The sequence below is a fragment of the Methylobacterium cerastii genome (assembly GCF_022179125.1).
In the GTDB taxonomy this organism is placed as follows: domain Bacteria; phylum Pseudomonadota; class Alphaproteobacteria; order Rhizobiales; family Beijerinckiaceae; genus Methylobacterium; species Methylobacterium cerastii.
In genome coordinates, this window is record NZ_BPQG01000033.1 from 24,605 (window position 1) to 44,203 (window position 19,599).

20 protein-coding genes are annotated in these 19,599 nt (G+C 71.7%); 14 read left to right on the forward strand and 6 right to left on the reverse strand.

Annotation, left to right across the window (positions count from 1 at the left end; all coding sequences use genetic code 11):
• Nucleotides 1-70 precede the first annotated feature (70 nt).
• Both MFF13_RS11730 and trpE read left to right on the forward strand, forming a co-directional pair.
• Nucleotides 71-1,969: a peptidylprolyl isomerase gene (locus MFF13_RS11730; RefSeq protein ID WP_147828976.1), complete on the forward strand. Its 1,899-nt coding sequence runs from the start codon at nucleotides 71-73 to the stop codon at nucleotides 1,967-1,969.
• Nucleotides 1,970-1,974: 5 nt separating this feature from the next.
• Nucleotides 1,975-3,492 carry an anthranilate synthase component I gene (trpE, locus tag MFF13_RS11735; protein ID WP_147828974.1) on the forward strand — a complete coding sequence of 506 codons (1,518 nt, stop codon included), beginning with the start codon at nucleotides 1,975-1,977 and terminating at the stop codon, nucleotides 3,490-3,492.
• Nucleotides 3,493-3,515: 23 nt separating this feature from the next.
• On the opposite strand, the gene MFF13_RS11740 is transcribed toward trpE, so the two are convergent.
• Nucleotides 3,516-3,956: a MarR family winged helix-turn-helix transcriptional regulator gene (locus MFF13_RS11740; protein ID WP_147828972.1), complete on the reverse strand. Its 441-nt coding sequence runs from the start codon at nucleotides 3,954-3,956 to the stop codon at nucleotides 3,516-3,518.
• A 70-nt stretch (nucleotides 3,957-4,026) separates the two neighbouring features.
• Between MFF13_RS11740 and MFF13_RS11745 the strand changes: the two genes are divergently transcribed.
• The 7 genes from MFF13_RS11745 (at nucleotide 4,027) to MFF13_RS11775 (ending at nucleotide 9,618) form a co-directional block, all read left to right on the forward strand.
• Nucleotides 4,027-4,800, forward strand: coding sequence for a VOC family protein (locus MFF13_RS11745; RefSeq protein WP_147828970.1), 774 nt, complete (start codon nucleotides 4,027-4,029; stop codon nucleotides 4,798-4,800).
• A gap of 68 nt (nucleotides 4,801-4,868) precedes the next feature.
• Complete coding sequence (locus MFF13_RS11750; protein ID WP_147828968.1) at nucleotides 4,869-5,522, forward strand: anthranilate synthase component II; 654 nt, start codon at nucleotides 4,869-4,871, stop codon at nucleotides 5,520-5,522.
• 35 nt (nucleotides 5,523-5,557) lie between these two features.
• The gene (gene trpD, locus MFF13_RS11755) at nucleotides 5,558-6,571 is read left to right on the forward strand and encodes an anthranilate phosphoribosyltransferase (protein ID WP_147828966.1); all 1,014 of its coding nucleotides are present in this window, start codon (nucleotides 5,558-5,560) and stop codon (nucleotides 6,569-6,571) included.
• Between the two features lie 9 nt (nucleotides 6,572-6,580).
• Entirely contained in the window at nucleotides 6,581-7,471 is an 891-nt protein-coding gene (gene trpC / locus MFF13_RS11760; RefSeq protein WP_147751395.1) for an indole-3-glycerol phosphate synthase TrpC, read from the forward strand.
• A 2-nt stretch (nucleotides 7,472-7,473) separates the two neighbouring features.
• A complete protein-coding gene (gene moaC / locus MFF13_RS11765) occupies nucleotides 7,474-7,965 on the forward strand; it encodes a cyclic pyranopterin monophosphate synthase MoaC (RefSeq protein ID WP_147762347.1) in 492 nt (163 codons plus the stop codon).
• A 28-nt stretch (nucleotides 7,966-7,993) separates the two neighbouring features.
• Entirely contained in the window at nucleotides 7,994-9,220 is a 1,227-nt protein-coding gene (locus MFF13_RS11770) for a molybdopterin molybdotransferase MoeA (RefSeq protein WP_147751397.1), read from the forward strand.
• A gap of 17 nt (nucleotides 9,221-9,237) precedes the next feature.
• Nucleotides 9,238-9,618, forward strand: coding sequence for a VOC family protein (locus MFF13_RS11775; protein WP_147751398.1), 381 nt, complete (start codon nucleotides 9,238-9,240; stop codon nucleotides 9,616-9,618).
• Nucleotides 9,619-9,731: 113 nt separating this feature from the next.
• Here the strand turns inward: MFF13_RS11775 and MFF13_RS11780 are convergent, their stop codons facing one another.
• Nucleotides 9,732-9,950 (reverse strand): DUF2093 domain-containing protein, encoded by a 219-nt coding sequence (locus MFF13_RS11780; RefSeq protein ID WP_147751399.1) that lies wholly within the window; start codon nucleotides 9,948-9,950, stop codon nucleotides 9,732-9,734.
• Nucleotides 9,951-10,085: 135 nt separating this feature from the next.
• Here MFF13_RS11780 and MFF13_RS11785 point away from each other — a divergent pair, with 135 nt between their 5' ends.
• Genes MFF13_RS11785 through deoA form a run of 4 tightly spaced genes read left to right on the forward strand, consistent with a single transcriptional unit; the run spans nucleotide 10,086 to nucleotide 13,399 of the window.
• Nucleotides 10,086-10,514 (forward strand): cytidine deaminase, encoded by a 429-nt coding sequence (locus tag MFF13_RS11785; RefSeq protein WP_147751400.1) that lies wholly within the window; start codon nucleotides 10,086-10,088, stop codon nucleotides 10,512-10,514.
• A complete protein-coding gene (locus MFF13_RS11790) occupies nucleotides 10,507-11,316 on the forward strand; it encodes a purine-nucleoside phosphorylase (RefSeq protein ID WP_147751401.1) in 810 nt (269 codons plus the stop codon). Before MFF13_RS11785 ends, MFF13_RS11790 begins: the two co-directional genes overlap by 8 nt.
• Before the next feature lie 29 nt (nucleotides 11,317-11,345).
• A complete protein-coding gene (gene deoC, locus MFF13_RS11795) occupies nucleotides 11,346-12,104 on the forward strand; it encodes a deoxyribose-phosphate aldolase (RefSeq protein ID WP_238272228.1) in 759 nt (252 codons plus the stop codon).
• A complete protein-coding gene (gene deoA / locus MFF13_RS11800) occupies nucleotides 12,101-13,399 on the forward strand; it encodes a thymidine phosphorylase (protein ID WP_238272229.1) in 1,299 nt (432 codons plus the stop codon). The genes deoC and deoA overlap by 4 nt, the downstream gene beginning before the upstream one ends.
• A gap of 37 nt (nucleotides 13,400-13,436) precedes the next feature.
• Here deoA and MFF13_RS11805 read toward each other — a convergent pair whose 3' ends face one another.
• The 4 genes from MFF13_RS11805 to dnaK form a co-directional block, all read right to left on the reverse strand.
• Entirely contained in the window at nucleotides 13,437-13,760 is a 324-nt protein-coding gene (locus tag MFF13_RS11805; protein ID WP_147828962.1) for a hypothetical protein, read from the reverse strand.
• Nucleotides 13,761-13,876: 116 nt separating this feature from the next.
• Nucleotides 13,877-14,506 (reverse strand): class I SAM-dependent methyltransferase, encoded by a 630-nt coding sequence (locus MFF13_RS11810; RefSeq protein ID WP_147751405.1) that lies wholly within the window; start codon nucleotides 14,504-14,506, stop codon nucleotides 13,877-13,879.
• A 204-nt stretch (nucleotides 14,507-14,710) separates the two neighbouring features.
• On the reverse strand, nucleotides 14,711-15,874 hold the full coding sequence (gene dnaJ / locus MFF13_RS11815) for a molecular chaperone DnaJ (RefSeq protein ID WP_147765159.1): 1,164 nt from the start codon (nucleotides 15,872-15,874) through the stop codon (nucleotides 14,711-14,713).
• Between the two features lie 207 nt (nucleotides 15,875-16,081).
• A complete protein-coding gene (gene dnaK / locus MFF13_RS11820) occupies nucleotides 16,082-17,998 on the reverse strand; it encodes a molecular chaperone DnaK (RefSeq protein ID WP_147828958.1) in 1,917 nt (638 codons plus the stop codon).
• Between the two features lie 468 nt (nucleotides 17,999-18,466).
• Here dnaK and MFF13_RS11825 point away from each other — a divergent pair, with 468 nt between their 5' ends.
• Nucleotides 18,467-19,462, forward strand: coding sequence for a hypothetical protein (locus MFF13_RS11825; protein WP_147828956.1), 996 nt, complete (start codon nucleotides 18,467-18,469; stop codon nucleotides 19,460-19,462).
• Nucleotides 19,463-19,599: the final 137 nt, after the last annotated feature.

Consider the following 19,599-nt stretch of genomic DNA (forward strand, 5'->3'; position numbering starts at 1 on the left):
ACGGCGCCTCGCGGCGCCCGCCCCGGCGATCCGAGCGCGCGCGAGCCTGCAAGAGAGTCAAGCCACCAGCATGCTGCAGAACATCCGCAACGCCAGCCAGCACTGGCTCGGCAAGATCGTGCTGACGGTGATCTTCACGTTCCTGATCGCGGGCGTCGCGGTCTTCGGCGTGGAGGAGTTCTTCCGCGGCGGCTCGTCGACCGCGGTGGCCACGGTCGGCAAGACGCCGATCACCGCCGAGGCCGTGCGCACCGCGTACCAGAACCAGCTGCAGCGCTACCAGACGCAGATGCGGCGCACCCTGACCCCGGACCAGGCCCGGGCGCTCGGCGTCGACCGGCAGGTGCTGTCGCAGCTCGTCACCGAGGCCTCCCTCGACCAGAAGACCCACGACCTCGGCCTCGCGGTGCCCGACACCTCGGTGATCCGGGCGATCCACGACGAGAAGAGCTTCCAGAACGCGCAAGGCCAGTTCGAGTCGGCGCTGTTCTACCAGACCCTCCAGCGCGCCGGCCTGAACGAGGCGATGTTCGTGCGCGAGCAGCGCGCCGTCATCGCCCGCCTGCAGCTCGCCGAAGCCGTCTCCGCCGACCTGCACGTGCCCGAGGCGATGCGCGGGGCGGTGCACCGCTACGCCACCGAGCGGCGCAAGGCCGCCTACCTGATGCTGCCGCCGTCCGCCGCCGGCGACATCGCCGCCCCGAGCCAGGACGCGCTGAAGGCTTATTACGAGGGCAACCGCGCGGCCTACCGCGCGCCGGAATACCGCGCCGCGACCCTGCTGGTGCTCGACCCGACGGCGATGGCCAAGCCCGACGCCGTCACGGCCGAGGAGGTGCAGAAGGTCTACGACCAGGAGAAGGCGCGGTTCGGCTCTCCCGAGAAGCGCACGATCCAGCAGGTCGTGTTCCCCGACGCCGCCGCCGCCGAGGCGGCGCGCAAGGCGATCACGGAGGGCAAGAGCTTCGATGCGGTGGCGCAGGAGCGCGGCGCCGACGGCAAGGACCTGACGCTGGGGACGCTGACGCGGGCCGAGCTGTTCGACCCGGCGGTGGCCGACGCCGCCTTCGGCCTTGAGAAGGACGGCACCAGCCAGCCGGTGAAGGGCCGCTTCGGCACGGTGCTCCTCCACGTCACCGCGATCGAGCCGGCGACGGTGAAGACGCTGGCCGAGGTCGAGCCGGAGATCCGCAAGCAGATCGCCCTGGCGCGCGCCCGCGACGGCGTCGACAAGATCCACGACGCGATCGAGGACCAGCGCGCCGGCGCCAAGCCCCTCGCCGACATCGCGAAGGAGCGCGACCTGCCGATCGTGACGATCCCGGCGGTCGACGCGCAGGGGAAAGACCCGGCGGGCCAGACGGTCTCCGGCATCCCCGATTCCGGGACGACGCTGCCGGCGCTCTACCGCGCCGAGATCGGCGGGGACAACGAGCCGCTGCGGACCAAGGCCGGCGGCTACGTCTGGTACGACGTGACCAAGATCGACGCCGCACACGACAAGCCCCTCGACGAGGTCCGCGACGCGGTCGCCGCCGGCTGGCGCGAGGCCGAGGTGTCGCGCCTGCTCCAGGTCAAGGGCAAGGCGCTGGCCGAGCGGCTCGACAAGGGCGAAACCATCGAGGCGCTCGGCACCGAGGTCGGCGTCAACCCGCAGGACGGCGAGGACCTCGCCCGCAACCAGACCAAGGATGCGCTGACCGTGGACGTGGTCAACCGCATCTTCGCCACCGCCGTCGGCAAGGCCGGCTCTGCTGCGTCGGGCGAGTCGCGCGCGGTCTACAAGGTCGAGGCCGCGACGATGCCGGCCTTCGTCGCCGGCAGCCCGGCGGACAAGACGATCGAGGGCAACTTCCGCACGGCGCTCGCCGACGACGTGCTCGGCGAATACATCGCCGAGGTGCAGAAGAACGCCGGTGTCAGCGTCAACCAGGCGGCCCTGCGGCGCGCGATCGGCGGCGAGTCCTGAGGCCGATGGCGGACGCGTCCGACTACGCCGCCTACGAGGCGGCCTACGAGGCCGGACGGCCGGTCCTCCTCGACCTGACGCTGGTGGCCGACCTCGAGACGCCGGTCGCCGCGTTCCTCAAGCTCCGCGCCCGCCATCCCGGCCCCGCCTTCCTGCTCGAGTCGGTCGAGGGCGGCGTGGTGCGCGGGCGCTACTCGATGATCGGCCTCGATCCCGACCTCGCCTGGCGCTGCCGCGACGGCCGGGCGGCGCTGGCCCGCGGCGACCTCGCCGACTTCGCCGCCGACGACCGGACGCCCCTCGATTCCCTGCGCGCGCTGATCGCCGAAAGCGCGATCGTGGAGCGCGAGGGGCCCAAGCTACCGCCGATGGCCGCCGGCCTGTTCGGCTATCTCGGCTACGACATGGTTCGCGCCATGGAGCGGCTGCCCGAGCCCAATCCCGACCCGCTCGGCGTGCCCGACGCCATCCTCGTGCGCCCGCGGGTGATGGTGGTGTTCGATTCCGTGCGCGACCTGATCACGGTCGTCTGCCCGGTGCGGCCGGCCGCGGGCGTGACGGCGCGGGCCGCCTACGAGGCGGCGCTCGCCCGCCTCGACCGGATCGCCGAGGCGCTGGAAGGGCCGCTGCCGATCGAGGCGCGGATCGACCTTGCAGCGGTGGCGCATCCCGAGCCGGTCTCGAACACGACGCCGGAGGCCTACCTCGCGATGGTGGCCAAGGCGAAGGAGTACATCGTCGCCGGCGACGTGTTCCAGGTGGTGCTGTCGCAGCGCTTCGAGGCGCCGTTCACCCTGCCCGCGATCGCGCTGTACCGCTCGCTCCGGCGCACGAACCCGGCGCCGTTCCTGTGCTACCTCGACTTCTGCGACTTCCAGGTAGTCTGTTCGAGCCCCGAGATCCTGGTGCGGGTGCGCGACGACAAGGTCACGATCCGCCCGATCGCCGGCACCCGCCCGCGCGGCGCGACGCCGGCCGCGGACCGGGCCCTGGCCGAGGAGCTCCTGGCCGACCCGAAGGAGCGCTCCGAGCACCTGATGCTGCTCGACCTCGGCCGCAACGACGTCGGCCGCGTCGCCAAGCTCGGCACCGTCACGGTCACCGGCTCGTTCTTCCTCGAATACTACAGCCACGTGATGCACATCGTCTCGAACGTCGAGGGCGACCTCGACCCGCGGCACGACACCCTCGCGGCGCTGGCGGCCGGGTTCCCGGCCGGCACGGTCTCGGGCGCGCCGAAGGTGCGGGCGATGGAGATCATCGACGAATTGGAGCGCGAGAAGCGCGGGCCCTACGGCGGCTGCATCGGCTATTTCGGCGCGCAGGGCGAGATGGACACCTGCATCGTCCTGCGCACCGCGATCGTGAAGGACGGCCGCATGCACGTGCAGGCCGGCGCCGGCATCGTCTACGACTCGAACCCGGCCTCCGAGCATCAGGAATGCGTGAACAAGGCCCGCGCCCTGTTCCGCGCCGCCGAGGACGCGGTGCGTTTCGCGGCCCAGGCGAAGCGCGGGCAGTAGGCCCGGCCGACGCGCAGGCCGCCTCAGGCGAGAGCGCGCAAGCCCGTCCGCAGCATGTCGGCGTCGACGCCGCCGAGCGTCGCCTCGACGGCCGCGTGCGTCGCGCGCCAGACCGGAACCGCGGCCGCGAGGCCTGCGCGGCCGGCCTCGGTCAAGGACAGACGCCGCCCGCGCCCGTCCTCCGGGTCCACCGCCACCGTCGCGAGGCCGCGCCGCTCCAGCACCTTCAGGGCCGCGGTCAGCGTGGTCCGGTCCATGGCGAGGAGGCGCGCCACCGCGGACATCGCGGCGGGCTCAGGCCGGTTCAGCGCCATCAGCAGCGAGAACTGGCCGCTCGTCAGCCCGAGGGGCCGAAGCGCGTCGTCGAACCGGCGGCCGAGCGCGCGGGCGGCCCGTTGCGCGTGCAGGCAGAGGCAGGCGTCGCGGATGTGGGCGGTGGTCGCGAAGGAGACGGCCGTTGACATGAATCGATCTACGTTGATATCAACATAGATCGCAATGCGACAAACCGGCCCGTGCAAAGGATCGAAGGCGATGGCGGATCACGCGGGCACCTTCGTCTGGTACGAGCTGACCACCCCCGACGTCGCGGCGGCGCAGGCCTTCTACGGCGCGGTCGCCGGCTGGGCGATCGTCGATGCGGGGATGCCCGGCATCGACTACCGCCTCGCGACGGTCGGCGACGTGCGCATCTGCGGGATGATGGCGTCGGCCGGATGCGAGGCGCCCGCCGGCACGCGGCACGGATGGCTCGGCTATGTCGGCGTCGCCGACGTCGACGCCTCCGCCGAGCGCGTCACGGCGGCCGGCGGGCGCATCACCTTCGCGCCGCGGGACATCCCCGGGGTCGGCCGGTTCTGCATGGCCGCCGACCCGCAGGGCGCGGCCTTCGCGCTCTTCCGCGGCGACGGCCCCCCGCCGCCGATGCCGCCGCGGGGCACGCCCGGCCCCTTCGCCTGGCACGAGTTGCACGCCCGCGACTGGGAGCCGGCCTTCGCTTTCTATGCCGGGCTGTTCGACTGGGAGACATCCATGGCCGTCGACATGGGGCCGATGGGCACCTACCAGGTCTTCGCCCGCAACGGCGTGGACCTCGGCGGCATGATGAGCGCACCGCTTCCGACGGCCCCGTCCTGGTTGTTCTACATCGCCGTCGAGGCGATCGACGCCGCGGCCGAGCGCGTCGCGGCGGCAGGCGGTACGGTCCTGCAGGGTCCTCACCCGGTGCCCGGCGGCGACTGGATCGTCCAGGCCCAGGACCCGCAGGGCACGCCGTTCGCCCTGGTCGGGCCGAAACCGGCGGCTTGATCCGCGACGCGAAGGGGGACGCTCGCGGCGTCTTGACCGACGCGGCCCGCCGGGCCAGATCGTCGGCCATGAGCCCTGCGCCGACGCCCTCCGTCCTCGTCATCGACAACTACGATTCCTTCACCTGGAACCTCGTCCACCTGATCGGCCCGCTCAGCGGCGCGATCGAGGTGGTGCGCAACGACCAGGTGACGGTGGACGAGATCCGCGCGCGCGCGCCCGACGCCCTGGTGCTGTCGCCCGGCCCCTGCTCCCCGAACGAGGCCGGCATCTGTCTCGACGCGGTGCGCCAGCTCTCGGGCGAGATCCCGATCTTCGGGGTCTGCCTCGGCCTCCAGGCGATCGGGCAGGCCTTCGGCGGCGACGTGGTGCGGGCGCCCGCGCCGATGCACGGCAAGGTCTCGACCATCCGCCACGGCGCGACGGGCATCTTCCGCGGGCTCAACGACAGCTTCGACGCCACGCGCTACCATTCGCTGGTGGTCGACCGCGCCGGTTGCCCCGAGGCCCTGACCGTGACCGCCGAGGCCGACGGCCTGATCATGGGCCTGGAGCACGCGCACCTGCCGGTGCACGGGGTGCAGTTCCACCCCGAGAGCATCCTCTCGCATCACGGAACGCGCATCCTGCAGAACTTCCTCGACATCGCGACGGCGTGGAACCAGGCGCACGGCCGCGGGCGAAACCCGGCAGGTGACAAGGCCCGCCCCGGCGTGCATTGACGCGGCATCCCGCGAACGCGCCGCCCGTCGAGCCGATGGAATCCTTCAAGCCCCATCTCGCCAAGGTCGCCGCCGGGTTCTCCCTCGACCGGGCCGAGGCTCGCGCGGCCTTCGACGACCTGCTTTCCGGGGAGGTCACCCCGGTCCAGGCCGGGGCCTTCCTTGTCGGCCTGAAGGTCCGCGGCGAGACGCCGGAGGAGATCGTCGGCGCCGTCGAGGCGATGCGCGCCCGCATGGTCCGGGTCGAGGCGCCCCCCGGCAGCGTCGACGTGGTCGGCACCGGCGGCGACCATTCGGGCAGCTACAACGTCTCCACGCTGGCCGCGATCCTCACCGCGGCCTGCGGCGTGCCGGTGGCCAAGCACGGCAACCGCGCCGCGACCTCGCGCTCGGGCGCGGCCGACGTGCTGGCGGCACTCGGCGTCAGGCTCGGCCTCGACCCCGCGGGCCTGAGCCGATGCCTCACCCAAGCCGGACTGTGCTTCATGTTCGCCCAGACCCACCACGGCGCGATGCGCCACGTGGCGGCGGTGCGCTCGGAATTGCCGGTCCGCACCATCTTCAACCTGCTCGGGCCGCTCTCGAACCCCGCCGGCGTCGAATGCCAGCTGCTGGGCGTCTCGCAGGGCGCCTGGGCCGAGCCGCTGACGCGGGTCCTCGCGGAACTCGGCAGCCGCCGGGTCTGGACCGTCCACGGCTCGGACGGCCTCGACGAGATCACCGTCACCGGCCCGACGCAGGTCGTCGCGCTGGAGGACGGGCGGACCTCGACCTTCGCGATCGACCCGCGCGACGTCGGCCTGCCGCTGCACGATCTCGAGGCGCTCCGCGGCGGCGACCCCGAGCACAATGCGCAGGCGCTCGGCCAGGTGCTTTCGGGCACGCGCAATGCCTACCGCGACATCGCGGTTCTCAATGCGGGCGCCGCGCTCGTGGTCGCAGGTTCGGCGCATGCCCTCGCCGACGGCGTCGCGCGGGCGCAGGATGCGATCGATTCGGGGGCGGCCCGCGCGACGCTGGCCCGCCTCGTCGCGGTCTCGAACGGATAAGGGATACCGATGGCCACCGACGCCCTCGCCGAGCCGCCGCCTCCGACCGAGCCGCCGGCCACCGACCGTTCGAGCGTGCTCGCGCGCATCGAGGCGTACAAGCGCCGCGAGATCGCCGAGGCGAAGCTGCGAGTGCCGCTGGCCAAGCTGGAGACGCGGGCCGCCAAGGCCTCGCCGCCGCGGGGCTTCGCCGACGCGATCCGCGCGCACGTGGCGGAAGGCCGCCCGGCCCTGATCGCCGAGGTGAAGAAGGCATCGCCGTCGAAGGGCCTGATCCGCGCGGATTTCGACCCGGCGACGCTCGCCGCGGCCTACGAGAAGGGCGGGGCCACCTGCCTTTCGGTGCTCACCGACGAGCCCTCGTTCCAGGGCCGGCCCGAATACCTGATCCAGGCGCGCGACGCCTGCGGGCTTCCGGTGCTGCGCAAGGACTTCCTGTTCGAGCCCTACCAGGTCTACGAGGCGCGGGCCTGGGGCGCCGACTGCATCCTGGCGATCATGGCCTGCCTCGACGACGACGAGGCTTTGGCCCTGGTCGAGACCGCGAAGGAACTCGGCATGGACGTGCTGGTCGAGGTCCACGACGCCGCCGAGCTCGCCCGCGCGATCCCCCTCGGCACCGCCTTGATCGGCGTCAACAACCGCAACCTGAAGACCTTCGAGGTCTCGTTCGAGACCGCGATCAAGCTCGGCGCCGCGATCCCGCCCGACCGCATCGCGGTGGCCGAGAGCGGCATCGGCGGACACGACGACGTGGCGCGGCTCGGCCGGCACGGGCTCAACGTGGTCCTCGTCGGCGAGAGCCTGATGCGCCAGCCGGACGTGACGGCGGCGACGCACGCGCTGCTGTTCGGCGGCAAGCCTTTCAACGCCAAGCCCGCGAAGAAGGCGAAGGCGTGAGCGTGGACGAACCTCGCCTCACCCACCTCGACGCCAGCGGCGCGGCCAACATGGTCGACGTCGGCGACAAGCCCGCGACCACCCGCACCGCCCGCGCCGAGGGGCGGGTGGTGATGCTGCCGGCGACCCTCGCGCTGATCCGCGAGGGCGACGCCAAGAAGGGCGACGTGGTCGGCACCGCGCGGCTCGCCGGCATCATGGCGGCCAAGCGCACCCACGAGCTGATCCCGCTCTGCCACCCGCTCCTCCTCACAAAGGTGCGCGTCGAGTGCGAGATCGACGACGCGCTGCCGGGCCTGCGTCTCACCGCGGAGGTCCGCGTACAGGGGCCGACCGGCGTCGAGATGGAGGCGCTCACCGCGGTCTCGGTGGCCTGCCTCACGGTCTACGACATGGTGAAGGCGGCCGACCGCGGCATGCGGATCGAGGGCATCCGCCTGCTCGCCAAGGACGGCGGCCGCTCCGGCGCCTACCGGGCGGAGGACGCGGCGTGATCGGGCGCCAAGTGACCGGGCACGCTAGATGAGCGGACTGATCCCCGTCGCCGAGGCGCTGGCGCGCATCCTCGCGAGCGTTCCCGGCGCGACCGCGGCCGAGGACGTGCCGCTGGCCTCCGCCGCCGGGCGGACGCTGGCGGTCGACGTCGTCGCCACCCGGACGCAGCCGCCCTTCCCCGCCTCCGCCATGGACGGCTACGCCGTGCGCGCCGCCGACGCGACCGAGGGCACGCGCCTGCGCCTCGTCGGCACGAGCGCCGCCGGCCACGGCTTCTCGGGGACGATCGGCCCCGGCGAGACGGTGCGGATCTTCACCGGGGCCCCGGTCCCCGAGGGCGCCGACGGGATCCTGATCCAGGAGAACGCACGCGCCGAAGGCCCGACGATCCACGCTCTCGAAGCGGTGACGCCCCACAGATTCGTCCGCCGCGCCGGCCTCGATTTCTCGGAAGGCGACGTGCTCCTGACGGAGGGAGACACCCTGGACGCGCGCCGCCTGGCCCTCGCCGCCGCGGCAGGCCACGGCCGGGTCGCGGTTCGGCGCAAGCCCCGTGTCGCGATCCTCGCCACCGGCGACGAGTTGGTGCAGCCCGGCGAAATCCCGGCCTGGGACCAGATCGTCGCCTCGAACGCGCTGGCGCTCGCCGCCCTGGTGAACGGCGCCGGCGGCGAGCCGATCGACCTCGGCATCGCCGGCGACACGCTCCCGGCGCTGGAGGCGGCGTTCGCGCGGGCGCGTTCGGTCGAGGCCGACCTGCTGGTGACCCTCGGCGGCGCCTCGGTCGGCGACCACGACCTCGTCCAGACCGCGCTCGCCGCCGAAGGGCTGGAGCTCGGGTTCTGGCGCGTGGCGCTGCGCCCCGGCAAGCCGCTGATGCACGGGCATCTCGGGGACATGCTGGTGATCGGGCTCCCGGGAAACCCGGTCTCCTCCATCGTCTGCGGACTGCTCTTCGTCGTGCCGGCAATCCGTGCGCTGCTCGGCGATCCCCGCGCCGGGGCCGACCGCAGCGAGCCCGCCACCCTCGGCCGGGACCTCGACGCCAACGACGGTCGCCAGGACTACATGCGCGCCGTGCTCGACACCGCCCCCGACCGGCTGCCGGTGGCGCACCCGGAATCGCGCCAGGATTCGTCGATGCTGGCGGTGCTGGGCCGAGCCGAGGCGCTGCTGGTCCGCGCACCGCACGCGCCGGCCGCGCGCGCCGGCGCCCCGTGTCGGATCATCCGCCTCGACCGGGCTTTGATTTAGGTCACCGCGAGGACCGAATGGACTTCCACATCGACCACGTCCACCTGCGCAGCCGCGACGCGGCGGCCGCGGCCGCCTTCTACGTCGACACGCTCGCTGCGCGGGAGATCCGCCGTGAGGGCACGCCGCTCAGTCGGGTCGTGCTCGACCTCGGCGGCCTGAGGGTGTTCATCGAGCAGGCACCGGCCGACCTCGCGCCGCCCGCGACAGCACCGCATCTCGGCATCGAACATATCGGGCTCGGCGTCGCCGACATCGACGCGACGATGGCCGACCTGCGAGCGCGCGGCGTGACGGTGCTCGTCGAGACGACGGTGATGCGGCCGGGCCTGCGGGTCGCCTTCATCGACGGGCCGGACGGCGTCCGCATCGAGATCCTGGAACGCCGCGACGTCTGATACCAGACCTTGATGAGCCCGACTCATCGAGGTCTGGCCCCCGCGACTGCGGGGCGGCGGCAATCCGCCGGACCTCATGGGTCCTGACCCATGAGACTTAGTATGAACGCCGCCTACGGCCGCCCGGTCTGCTTCAGCCGCTCCATCACGGCGTCCGGTGTGGCGTAGGCTTCCTGGCGCACGGCGCTCCAGTAGCGCAGGTCGTCGAGCAGGATCGGCACGCCGGTGGTGGCGCAACGCACGAAGGCGCCGGGCTTCACCACGCGCATCGTGCCGTCGCCGTAGGCGACCACCGCCTCGCCCCCCGCTCCGCGCTCGTACCGGCCCAGCATCGTCGTCCTCGGGTGATGAATTCCTGGCGAGGGTTCTAGAACGTGCCCCCGGCAAGGGAAAGCCGGCGCCGCACCCGCATGCGCCGCCCCGCGCCCCCCTCGACAGCTCACGCCGGGCGATGCCAATGATCGGGGATGCCGCCCTCCCCTCTCGACCTCGCCGCCCTGTTCGACGCCGCCGCCGGGGCACGCGGCCGGGCGCATGCGCCGTACTCGCGCTTCGCGGTCGGCGCAGCGCTCCGCGACGAGCACGGCGCGATCCATGCCGGCTGCAACGTCGAGAACGCGGCCTATCCGGTCGGCACCTGCGCCGAGGCCGGGGCGATCGCCGCGATGATCCTGGCCGGCGGCCGGCGCATCCGCGAAATCCTGGTGCTCGGCGACGGCAGCGGCCTCGTCACGCCCTGCGGCGCCTGCCGTCAGCGCATCCGCGAATTCGCCGCGCCCGCGACGCCGATCCACGCGGCGGGGCCGGAGGGGGTCCGGCGCAGCTTCACCCTCGACGCGCTGCTGCCGGACTCCTTCGGGCCCGAAACGCTCGTCCAGGAGATGCTCGGTGACTGAGGCGGTCGACACGTTGCGCGCGGCGGGCTTTGCCGGCCCCTATGCCTGCGCGATCGTCGCCGGCACCGGGCTCGGCGGCCTCGCCGACGGGCTCGCGGATGCGGTTTCGCGGCCCTATGCCGAGATCCCCGGCTTTCCGGGCGCCGGCGTCAGCGGCCATCGCGGGCGGCTTCATCGCGGTTCGATCGCCGGGCGGCGGGTGCTGGTGTTCGAGGGTCGGGCGCACGCCTACGAGCACGGGAACGCCGCCGCGATGCGCGTGCCGCTCGCCGCCGCGCAGGCCCTCGGCGCCGCCTGCCTGCTACTCACCAACGCCTCCGGCTCGCTGATGCCGGCGGCCGGCCCCGGAAGCCTCGTGCGGCTGTCCGACCACCTCAATCTGTCGGGGATGAACCCGCTCGTCGGCGAGCCGAGCGACGCCCGCTTCGTACCGATGATGCGGGCCTACGACCCAGCCCTGAACGCCCGGCTCGATGCGGCCGCGGCCGCCTGCGGCATCCCCCTGCATGCGGGCGTCTACGCGTGGTTCTCCGGGCCGTCCTTCGAGACCCCGGCCGAGGTGCGGATGGCGGGGCTGCTCGGCGCCGACCTCGTCGGCATGTCGACGGTACCGGAGGTGATCCTCGCCCGCTTCCTCGGCCTGCCGGTCGCCGCGGTCTCGGTGGTGACGAACCGCGCCGCCGGGATCGGCGACGGCGACCCGCATCATGCCGAGACCAAGCAGGCGGCGGCGGCTGCGGCCGGCGACCTCGTCCGGCTGATCCAAAACTTCGTCGCCGGCCTGCCCGGCGGCGATCCTTGAGCCTCACGCCGCCCCGAAAGCGCACGCGCATGCCCGAACCGACCTTGAACTCGGCCTCGACCGCCCGGCGCGCTCTCGCGCTGCTCGACCTGACCGACCTCGGCGACACCTGCACGGCGACGCAGGTCGACGCGCTATGCCGGGACGCCCGCGCGGGCGGGGTCGCTGCGGTCTGCGTCTGGCCGCAATTCGTGCATCAGGCGGCGCGCGTTCTGGCGGGCGGGCCGGTGCGGATCGCCACGGTGATCAACTTCCCGGCGGGCGGCGAAGATGTGGACTGCGCGGTCGAGGACACCGCGGAGGCGCTGCGCGATGGTGCGCACGAGATCGACCTCGTCCTGCCCTACCGGGCGCTCCTGCGCGGCGATGCGGAGGCGGCCCGCCTCATGGTCGAGGCGGTGCGCGAGGCCTGCCCCGGAACCGCGTTGAAGGTGATCCTGGAAACCGGCGAGTTGCAGGCCCGCGAAACCGTCGCCACAGCCAGCCGGCTGGCGCTCGCGGCCGGCGCCGACTTCATCAAGACTTCCACCGGCAAGAGCGCGGTCTCGGCCACGCCGGAGGCGGCCGAGACCATGCTGCACGCGATTCGCGAGGCCGGGCGGGGCGGCCTCAAGGTGTCCGGCGGCCTGCGGACGCTCGCCGACGCCGCGACCTACCTCGCGCTCACAGACCAAGTCATGGGGTCGGGTTGGGCCGGCCCTGGGACGTTCCGGCTCGGCGCCAGCAGCCTGTTCGGCGTGCTGATGGCCGCCCGCGGGGATGCCACCAGTCCGGAGGCGACGCCATGAGGCTTCCGCAGGAGACCATCCGGCGCAAGCGCGACGGGGCGACGCTGGAGCCCGCGGAGATCGCCGACTTCATCGCCGGGCTGACCGACGGGCGCGTCGGCGAAGGCCAGGCGGCGGCCTTCGCGATGGCGGTGTTCTTCCAAGGCATGTCGATCGCCGAACGGGTAGCGCTGACGCAGGCGATGACGCGATCGGGCAGCGTGCTGGCCTGGAACCTGTCCGGCCCGGTCCTCGACAAGCACTCGACGGGCGGCATCGGCGACGCGGTCAGCCTCGTGCTCGCGCCGATGGTGGCGGCCTGCGGCGGCTACGTGCCGATGATCTCCGGGCGCGGCCTCGGCCATACCGGGGGCACGCTCGACAAGCTCGCCAGCATTCCCGGCTACGACGCGACGCCCGACCTCGACCGGTTCCGGCGCGTCGTCTCCGAGGTCGGCTGCGCCATCATCGGCCAGACCGCGGACCTCGCGCCGGCAGACCGCCGGCTCTACGCGATCCGCGACGTGACCGGGACGGTGGAGTCGGTCGACCTGATCACCGCCTCGATCCTCGCCAAGAAGCTCGCCGCAGGGCTCGACGGCCTCGTCATGGACGTGAAGGTCGGCTCCGGCGCCTTCATGGCCGGGATCGACGCGGCGCGGGCGCTCGCCGACAGCATCGTCGCGGTGGCGAACGGCGCGGGCCTGCGCACCGTGGCGCTGATCACCGACATGGACGCGCCGCTGGCGAGCGCCGCCGGAAACGGCTTGGAGGTCGCCTACGCGGTCGACTACCTCGCCGGGCGCCGCGAGCCGCGCTTCCATGCAGTGACCCTGGCGCTCGCCGCAGAGATGCTGGTGGCCGGCGGGCTCGCGCCCGATCTCGACGCGGCGGCCACGATGCTGGAGGCGAGCCTCGCCTCGGGCCGGGCCGCGGAGACGTTCTCGCGCATGCTCGCCGCGCTCGGCGGCCCTGCCGACCTGATGGAGCATCCCACCAGGCACCTGCCGGCGGCGCCGGTGATCCGGGAGGTGCGGGCGGAGGGCAAAGTCGCGCGGGTCGCGACCCGCGCGATCGGGCTCGCGGTGATCGGCCTCGGCGGCGGCCGTACCCGTCCGGAGGACGGGATCGACGGGCGGGTGGGATTCTCTGAGCTCGCCCGGCCGGGGGATGCGAGCGGGTTGCTCGGGATCGTTCACGCCGCCGACGCGGCGGCGGCGGATCGCGCGGAGGCTGCGTTGCGGGCGGCCTACAGCCTGGGCGAGGCGGCGGCCGAGGGGCCGGCGGTGATCGAGCGGATCGCGCCGAAGCCATGAAGAAGGCCGGTGGCTTTCGCCACCGGCCCGATCTTACCTACCAACCGCCGCGGCCGTAGCCCCGGCCGTAGCCGTAGCCGCGCCCATGGTGATGGTGATGCCCGAAGCGCGGGCCGCCGAATCCGTGATGACCGCCGAAATGACGGCCGCGCGGCGGGCCATAGCCGAAGTGGCGGGGGCCGTGGCCGAAATGGCGGTGGCCGTATCCGTAGCCGTACTGCGCCTGCACAACGTCGGCATGAGCTTCGGCGAGCGGGGCCGGTGCGAACGGCGCGGCCTGGGCCGGTGCCGCGAGGGCGAGGCCGCCAGCGAGCGCGAGGGCTGCGAGGGCGAGGCTGGTGCGGGTCGGTGTCGTGGTCATCGGCGCTCTCCTGCTGTGCGCCGCGGCTTTCGCCGACGGCGTTGAGCGGAGAGATAGCGGGCCTCACCTGAATGTGACCTGAGGCACGCGCTCAGATTGTGTTCGGGCAGCTTCGATCAGGGCCGGCGGTAGACCCAGACCCGGGCCGGCGGCAGGTTGAGCCAGACCCGGTTCGAGCCGCTGGCGGTGTAGCTGCCCATCGCGCAGCGCGCCGGGATCGGCGGGACGACGGCGTAGGTGAACTGCACGAACGGCGCGCCCGGATGCATCAGGTCGTGGGCGGTGTTGAGCAGGTCGAGGCGCTGCTCCAGCGGCTTGGTGAAGAGCGGCAGGCTGGAGACGGTCGCCGCGGCCGGCCCCGTCATCACTGCGCCGACGCTTCCGCGAATGTCGTAGGCGTCGCCGCGCACCACGGTGACGCCGGGGAAGCGGCGGCGCAGCAGGGTGCAGAAATCAGGGTTGAACTCGATCAGCACGAGGCGCTCGGGCGCGACGCCCCGGCGGATCAGCGCCTCGGTGACGGGACCCGTCCCGGGTCCGATCTCGATCACCTGCCCTGAAACGGCCGGGTCGACGTAGGCCGCCATGGTCCTGGCCAGCATCTTGCCGGACGGCGTGACCGAGCCGGTGACGAGTGGGCGCTCGAGCCAGGACTTGAGGAACCGTGCCTCGTCCTCCAGCGGATCGCGCCGCACCTTCGCGTTCACGGACGAGGTTTTCGCACTGGAACGACGTAGCGGCGGCAAGTCCGGTGTTCCTTCAGGTTGGATCACGGAAAGGCGATCCCGGCAGTGAACGCGACGGTCGGCACTTGTCTTACAGGCAAGGTCGCGCCCGTGCCTAGCACAATGCGATCACACATGCCTGCGCCGATCGATCCGGTCCCGGCCGCAGGCTCAACCGGGCCGGCGACGATTTCATCCGGTGGACGCCGCGGGGTCTGCACAGGGTTACGGGCGGGCGGTGCCGCCGAACCCGCCGAGGAAGTCGCGCACCTTCGAGAAGAAGCCGGCGGCCTCGGGGTGGTTGTCGTCGGACGCGGTCTGGCCGAACTCCTGCAGCAACTCGCGCTGGCGCTTGGTCAGGTTCTGCGGCGTCTCGACGAAGACCTGGATGTAGAGGTCGCCGACCTCGCGGGCGCGCAGCACCGGCATGCCCTTGCCCTTGATGCGGAACTGCTTGGCCGTCTGGGTGCCGGCCGGGATCCGCACCTGCGTCTGCGAGCCGTCGATCACCGGCACGGTGATCTCGCCGGCGAGCGCCGCCGTCACCATCGAGATCGGGACCCGGCAGAACAGGTCGGCGCCGTCGCGCTGGAAGAAGGCGTGCTGCTTGATCGAGAGGAACACGTAGAGGTCGCCGGCCGGCCCGCCGCGCAGGCCGCTCTCGCCCTCACCGGCCAAGCGGATGCGCAGTCCGTCGTCGACGCCCGCCGGCACGTTGATGGCCAGCGTCCGCTCGCGGTTGACCCGACCCGCCCCGGCGCAGGCCGCGCAGGGGTCGTCGACGATCTCGCCGCGGCCGTGGCAGTTCGGGCAGGTGCGCTCGATGGCGAAGAAGCCTTGCGCGGCCCGCACCCGGCCGTAGCCGGCGCAGGTCTGGCAGGTGCGCGGCTTGGAGCCGGGCTTCGCGCCCGACCCCGCACAGGTTTCGCAGGTGATCGAGGTCGGGATCTTGATGGTCTCGGCCTTGCCGGTGAAGGCCTCCTCGAGGGTGATCTCCAGGCTGAAGCGCAGGTCCGCCCCACGCTCGCGGCCCGGCGCGCCGCCGCGCCCGCGGGCCTGCTGCTGGCCGCCGCCGCGGCCGTCGCCGAAGAAGTTGTCGAAGATGTCCGACATGAAGTCGCCGAACTCGTTGCCGAATCCGGGGCCGCCCTGGCCGCCGCCCTGTGTGAAGGCTTCGTGGCCGAACCGGTCGTAGGCGGCGCGCTTCTGCCCGTCGGACAGGCACTGATACGCCTCGTTGATCTCCTTGAACTTGATCTCGGCGTCCTTGTTGCCGGGATTCTTGTCCGGATGGTAGGTCATCGCGAGCTTGCGGAAGGCGACCTTCATCTCGCCGTCCGACGCGGTCTTGGCGACACCCAAGATCTCGTAATAGTCCCGCTTCGACATGCCTTGCCTCGATAGTGCCTAACCGGCCGTCCGCCTGCCCCCGGCAGTCGGCGCCGTCGTGCCGTCGTCGTGAAGGGTCGTCCCAGTGGCCGGCGGCGTTCCGACCTTCGGGGCCGTCGGCGGCCCCGGAATGAAGGGCGGACGCCGCCGCCGCAAGCGAAAACGGGACCGGATCGCTCCGGCCCCGCTTCAACTCGTACGCGAAGCTTACGCCCGCTTCTTCTGGTCCTTCTCGTCGACCTCCGAGAAGTCGGCGTCGATGACGTCGTCCTTCTTGGCCTCGGCCCCGGCGGTCGCCTCCGGCCCACCCTCGGGCGTCTGGCTGGACGCATACATCGCCTCGCCGAGCTTCATCGAGGCCTGCATCAGGTCCGTCGTGCGGGCCTTGATGGTCTCGACGTCCTCGCCCTCGAGCGCAGTCTTGAGCGCGGTCATCGCAGTCTCGATGCCGCCCTTGTCGGCCTCCGAGACCTTGTCGCCGTACTCCTTCACCGACTTCTCGGTCGCGTGGACCAGGCTCTCGCCCTGGTTCTTCACCTCGACGAGCTCGCGGCGCTTCTTGTCCGCCTCGGCGTTGGCCTCAGCGTCCTTGACCATCTTCTCGATGTCGGCGTCCGACAGGCCGCCCGAGGCCTGGATGCGGATCTGGTGCTCCTTGTTCGTCGCCTTGTCCTTGGCCGTCACGTTGACGATGCCGTTGGCGTCGATGTCGAAGGTCACCTCGATCTGCGGCATGCCGCGCGGAGCCGGCGGAATGCCCATCAGGTCGAACTGGCCGAGCAGCTTGTTGTCGGCCGCCATCTCGCGCTCACCCTGGAAGACCCGGATGGTGACCGCGTTCTGGTTGTCCTCGGCCGTCGAGAAGGTCTGGCTCTTCTTGGTCGGGATCGTGGTGTTGCGGTCGATGAGCCGCGTGAACACGCCGCCCAGCGTCTCGATGCCGAGCGAGAGCGGGGTCACGTCGAGGAGCAGCACGTCCTTGACGTCGCCCTGGAGCACGCCGGCCTGGACCGCGGCGCCGATGGCCACGACCTCGTCCGGATTCACGCCCTTGTGTGGCTCCTTGCCGAAGAACGACTTCACCACTTCCTGGATCTTCGGCATGCGGATCATGCCGCCGACGAGCACGACCTCGTCGATCTCGGACGCGGAGACGCCGGCATCCTTGAGCGCCTTGCGGCAGGGTTCGATCGTGCGCTGCACCAGGTCGTCGACGAGGGACTCGAACTTGGCGCGGCTGAGCTTGAGCGCGAGATGCTTCGGCCCGGTGGCGTCGGCGGTGATGTAGGGCAGGTTGATCTCGGTCTGCGTCGCCGAGGACAGCTCGATCTTCGCCTTCTCGGCGGCTTCCTTGAGGCGCTGAAGGGCGAGCTTGTCCTTGGTCAGATCGATGCCCTGCTCCTTCTTGAACTCGGCGGTCAGGTACTCGACCACGCGGTTGTCGAAGTCCTCGCCACCGAGGAAGGTGTCGCCGTTGGTCGACTTCACCTCGAACACGCCGTCGCCGATCTCGAGGATCGACACGTCGAAGGTGCCGCCGCCGAGGTCGTAGACCGCGATGGTGCCGGCCTTCTTCTTGTCGAGGCCGTAGGCGAGCGCGGCCGCGGTCGGCTCGTTGATGATGCGCAGCACCTCGAGGCCGGCGATCCTGCCGGCATCCTTGGTCGCCTGGCGCTGGGCATCGTTGAAGTAGGCGGGCACCGTGATGACGGCCTGCGTCACCGGCTGGCCGAGATGAGCCTCCGCGGTCTCCTTCATCTTCTGCAGCGTGAAGGCGGAGATCTGCGAGGGCGAGTACTTCTTGCCGTCGGCCTCGACCCAGGCGTCGCCGTTGTCGCCGCGGGCGATCGTGTAGGGCACGAAACCCTTGTCCTTTTGCGTCATCGGATCGTCGTAGGTGCGTCCAACGAGGCGCTTGATGGCGAAGAAGGTGCGGTCGGGGTTGGTGACAGCCTGGCGCTTGGCCGGCTGACCGACGAGGCGCTCGCCGTCGTCGGTGAAGGCGACGATGGACGGCGTGGTGCGGGCGCCTTCCGCGTTCTCGATGACCTTGGGCTGCGAGCCCTCCATCACGGCGACGCACGAATTGGTGGTGCCGAGGTCGATGCCGATGACTTTACCCATGGTGGGATCCCTTATGTTGGTTGCGATCAAGCAGACCGCCGAGCCCCGAAGCAGCTCGGCCCATGGCGGTGTGGTGCTGGAAGATGTGGAGACGGAACCGGGGCCGGAACAGGGGCCGCGAACGGCTCCGATCCCACGCTTAATCCCGCGTCTCGCCGGATATAAGAAGGGCGATGCAGGCTCGCAAGGCGAAGCCGCCTCCGAGATGCGCGTTCGCGCCAAGTGCCTGCGCCGTCACGCGGAACGCGGCCGGCCGATCGATTTTGAAGCTGTTTCGCCCGTGCATTGCATCGCTATGGTGCCGACTCGCCTCCAGGACTTGCTCGAACGCCGTCCCGCCGGCCTGCATTTTGTTGCGCCTCGGCCACGCCTCCGCCACCGAAGCCGTGTTAACGCTTCGTAAAGAGCGTCCAGCATGGTGCGAGGCCGGCATCGCGCGGGCCACCTGCCGCCGTACCGAAAGACCCGATGCGTCCGACCCGCAGCCCCGTCATCCCGTTTCTCGCGGTTCCCTGCTTCGCGCTCGCGGCCCTGATGCCCGGCGAAGCCTCGGCCCAAAACTTCTTCGAGGAGCTGTTCGGGATCGGCCGCGCAGCGAAACCTCCTGTGCCGCCGCGCGGGGTCCCGGCGGGCCCGCCCGCCGCACCGATCCCCGGCACGCCGCTTCCCGACGATCCCGCGGCCTCCGTGCCCGAGGCACCGCGCCCGGTCGTCCCCTCGCGCCCCGTGGTGCTGAAGGCCCCATCGGAAGATGGGCTGGTCGGCCAGGAGCTGATGCTCAACGGCTTGAGCGGCAGCCTCAAGCTCGAGCGCGCCGGCTCGGGTTTGTCCGCGCGGATCACGCTGCCGGGCACCAAAGTCTCGCAGCCGACGGAGACCTGCAAGGTGCCGCTCGGCGGCGGAGGCACAATCACCCTGACCCCGGAGGGCCGGCCGGAAGGTGTGCCCCGTTATGAGGCGGCGGCCGCGGAGTGCCCGTTGCGGTTCGACGTGACGGAAGGCGGCGTGCTGGTATCGAGCCTCGGGCCGACGCCGGTCTGCACGTTCTCCGCCCAGGATTGCGCAACCACCCCCGTCGGCCTGTGGGGGCCGGCCGCGGCCACCCTGATTCCCCGCTCCTCCGAGTTCGATTCAGCCCGGGGCGTCGCCGACAAGGCGGTGCGCGAGAACTACAAGCTAATGACCCAGCGGGCGCGGCGCGAGGACGTCCGCCCGATCGTGACGGAGCAAGCCGCGTTCTCGTCGGACCGCGAGCAGCTCTGCCGCACCTATGCACGCGAAGGCGCCCACGGCTTCTGCCATCTCCGGGTCACCGAGAACCGCGCCCTCGCCCTGGCGACGCGCCTCGGCGTCAACGTCACCGCGGCCACCGCACCCGCCGCGCCTCCTCGCCCACGGCGGAAGCCGCCCGTAGAAGGCATGAACCCGGACGGCGGCCCTGCCGCCTTACCCCAGGGCGAATAGACCGTCTTCATCGCTGGCGGGAAGTGAGAAGCCCCCTCCCCTGCTCTACTCGGGACAGGGGGCCTTGCATCATCGAGATAGTAGAAGAGGCAAGGCTTAGCGTCGTGCCTGCTTAAAACACGAAAAAGCCGGCTCGC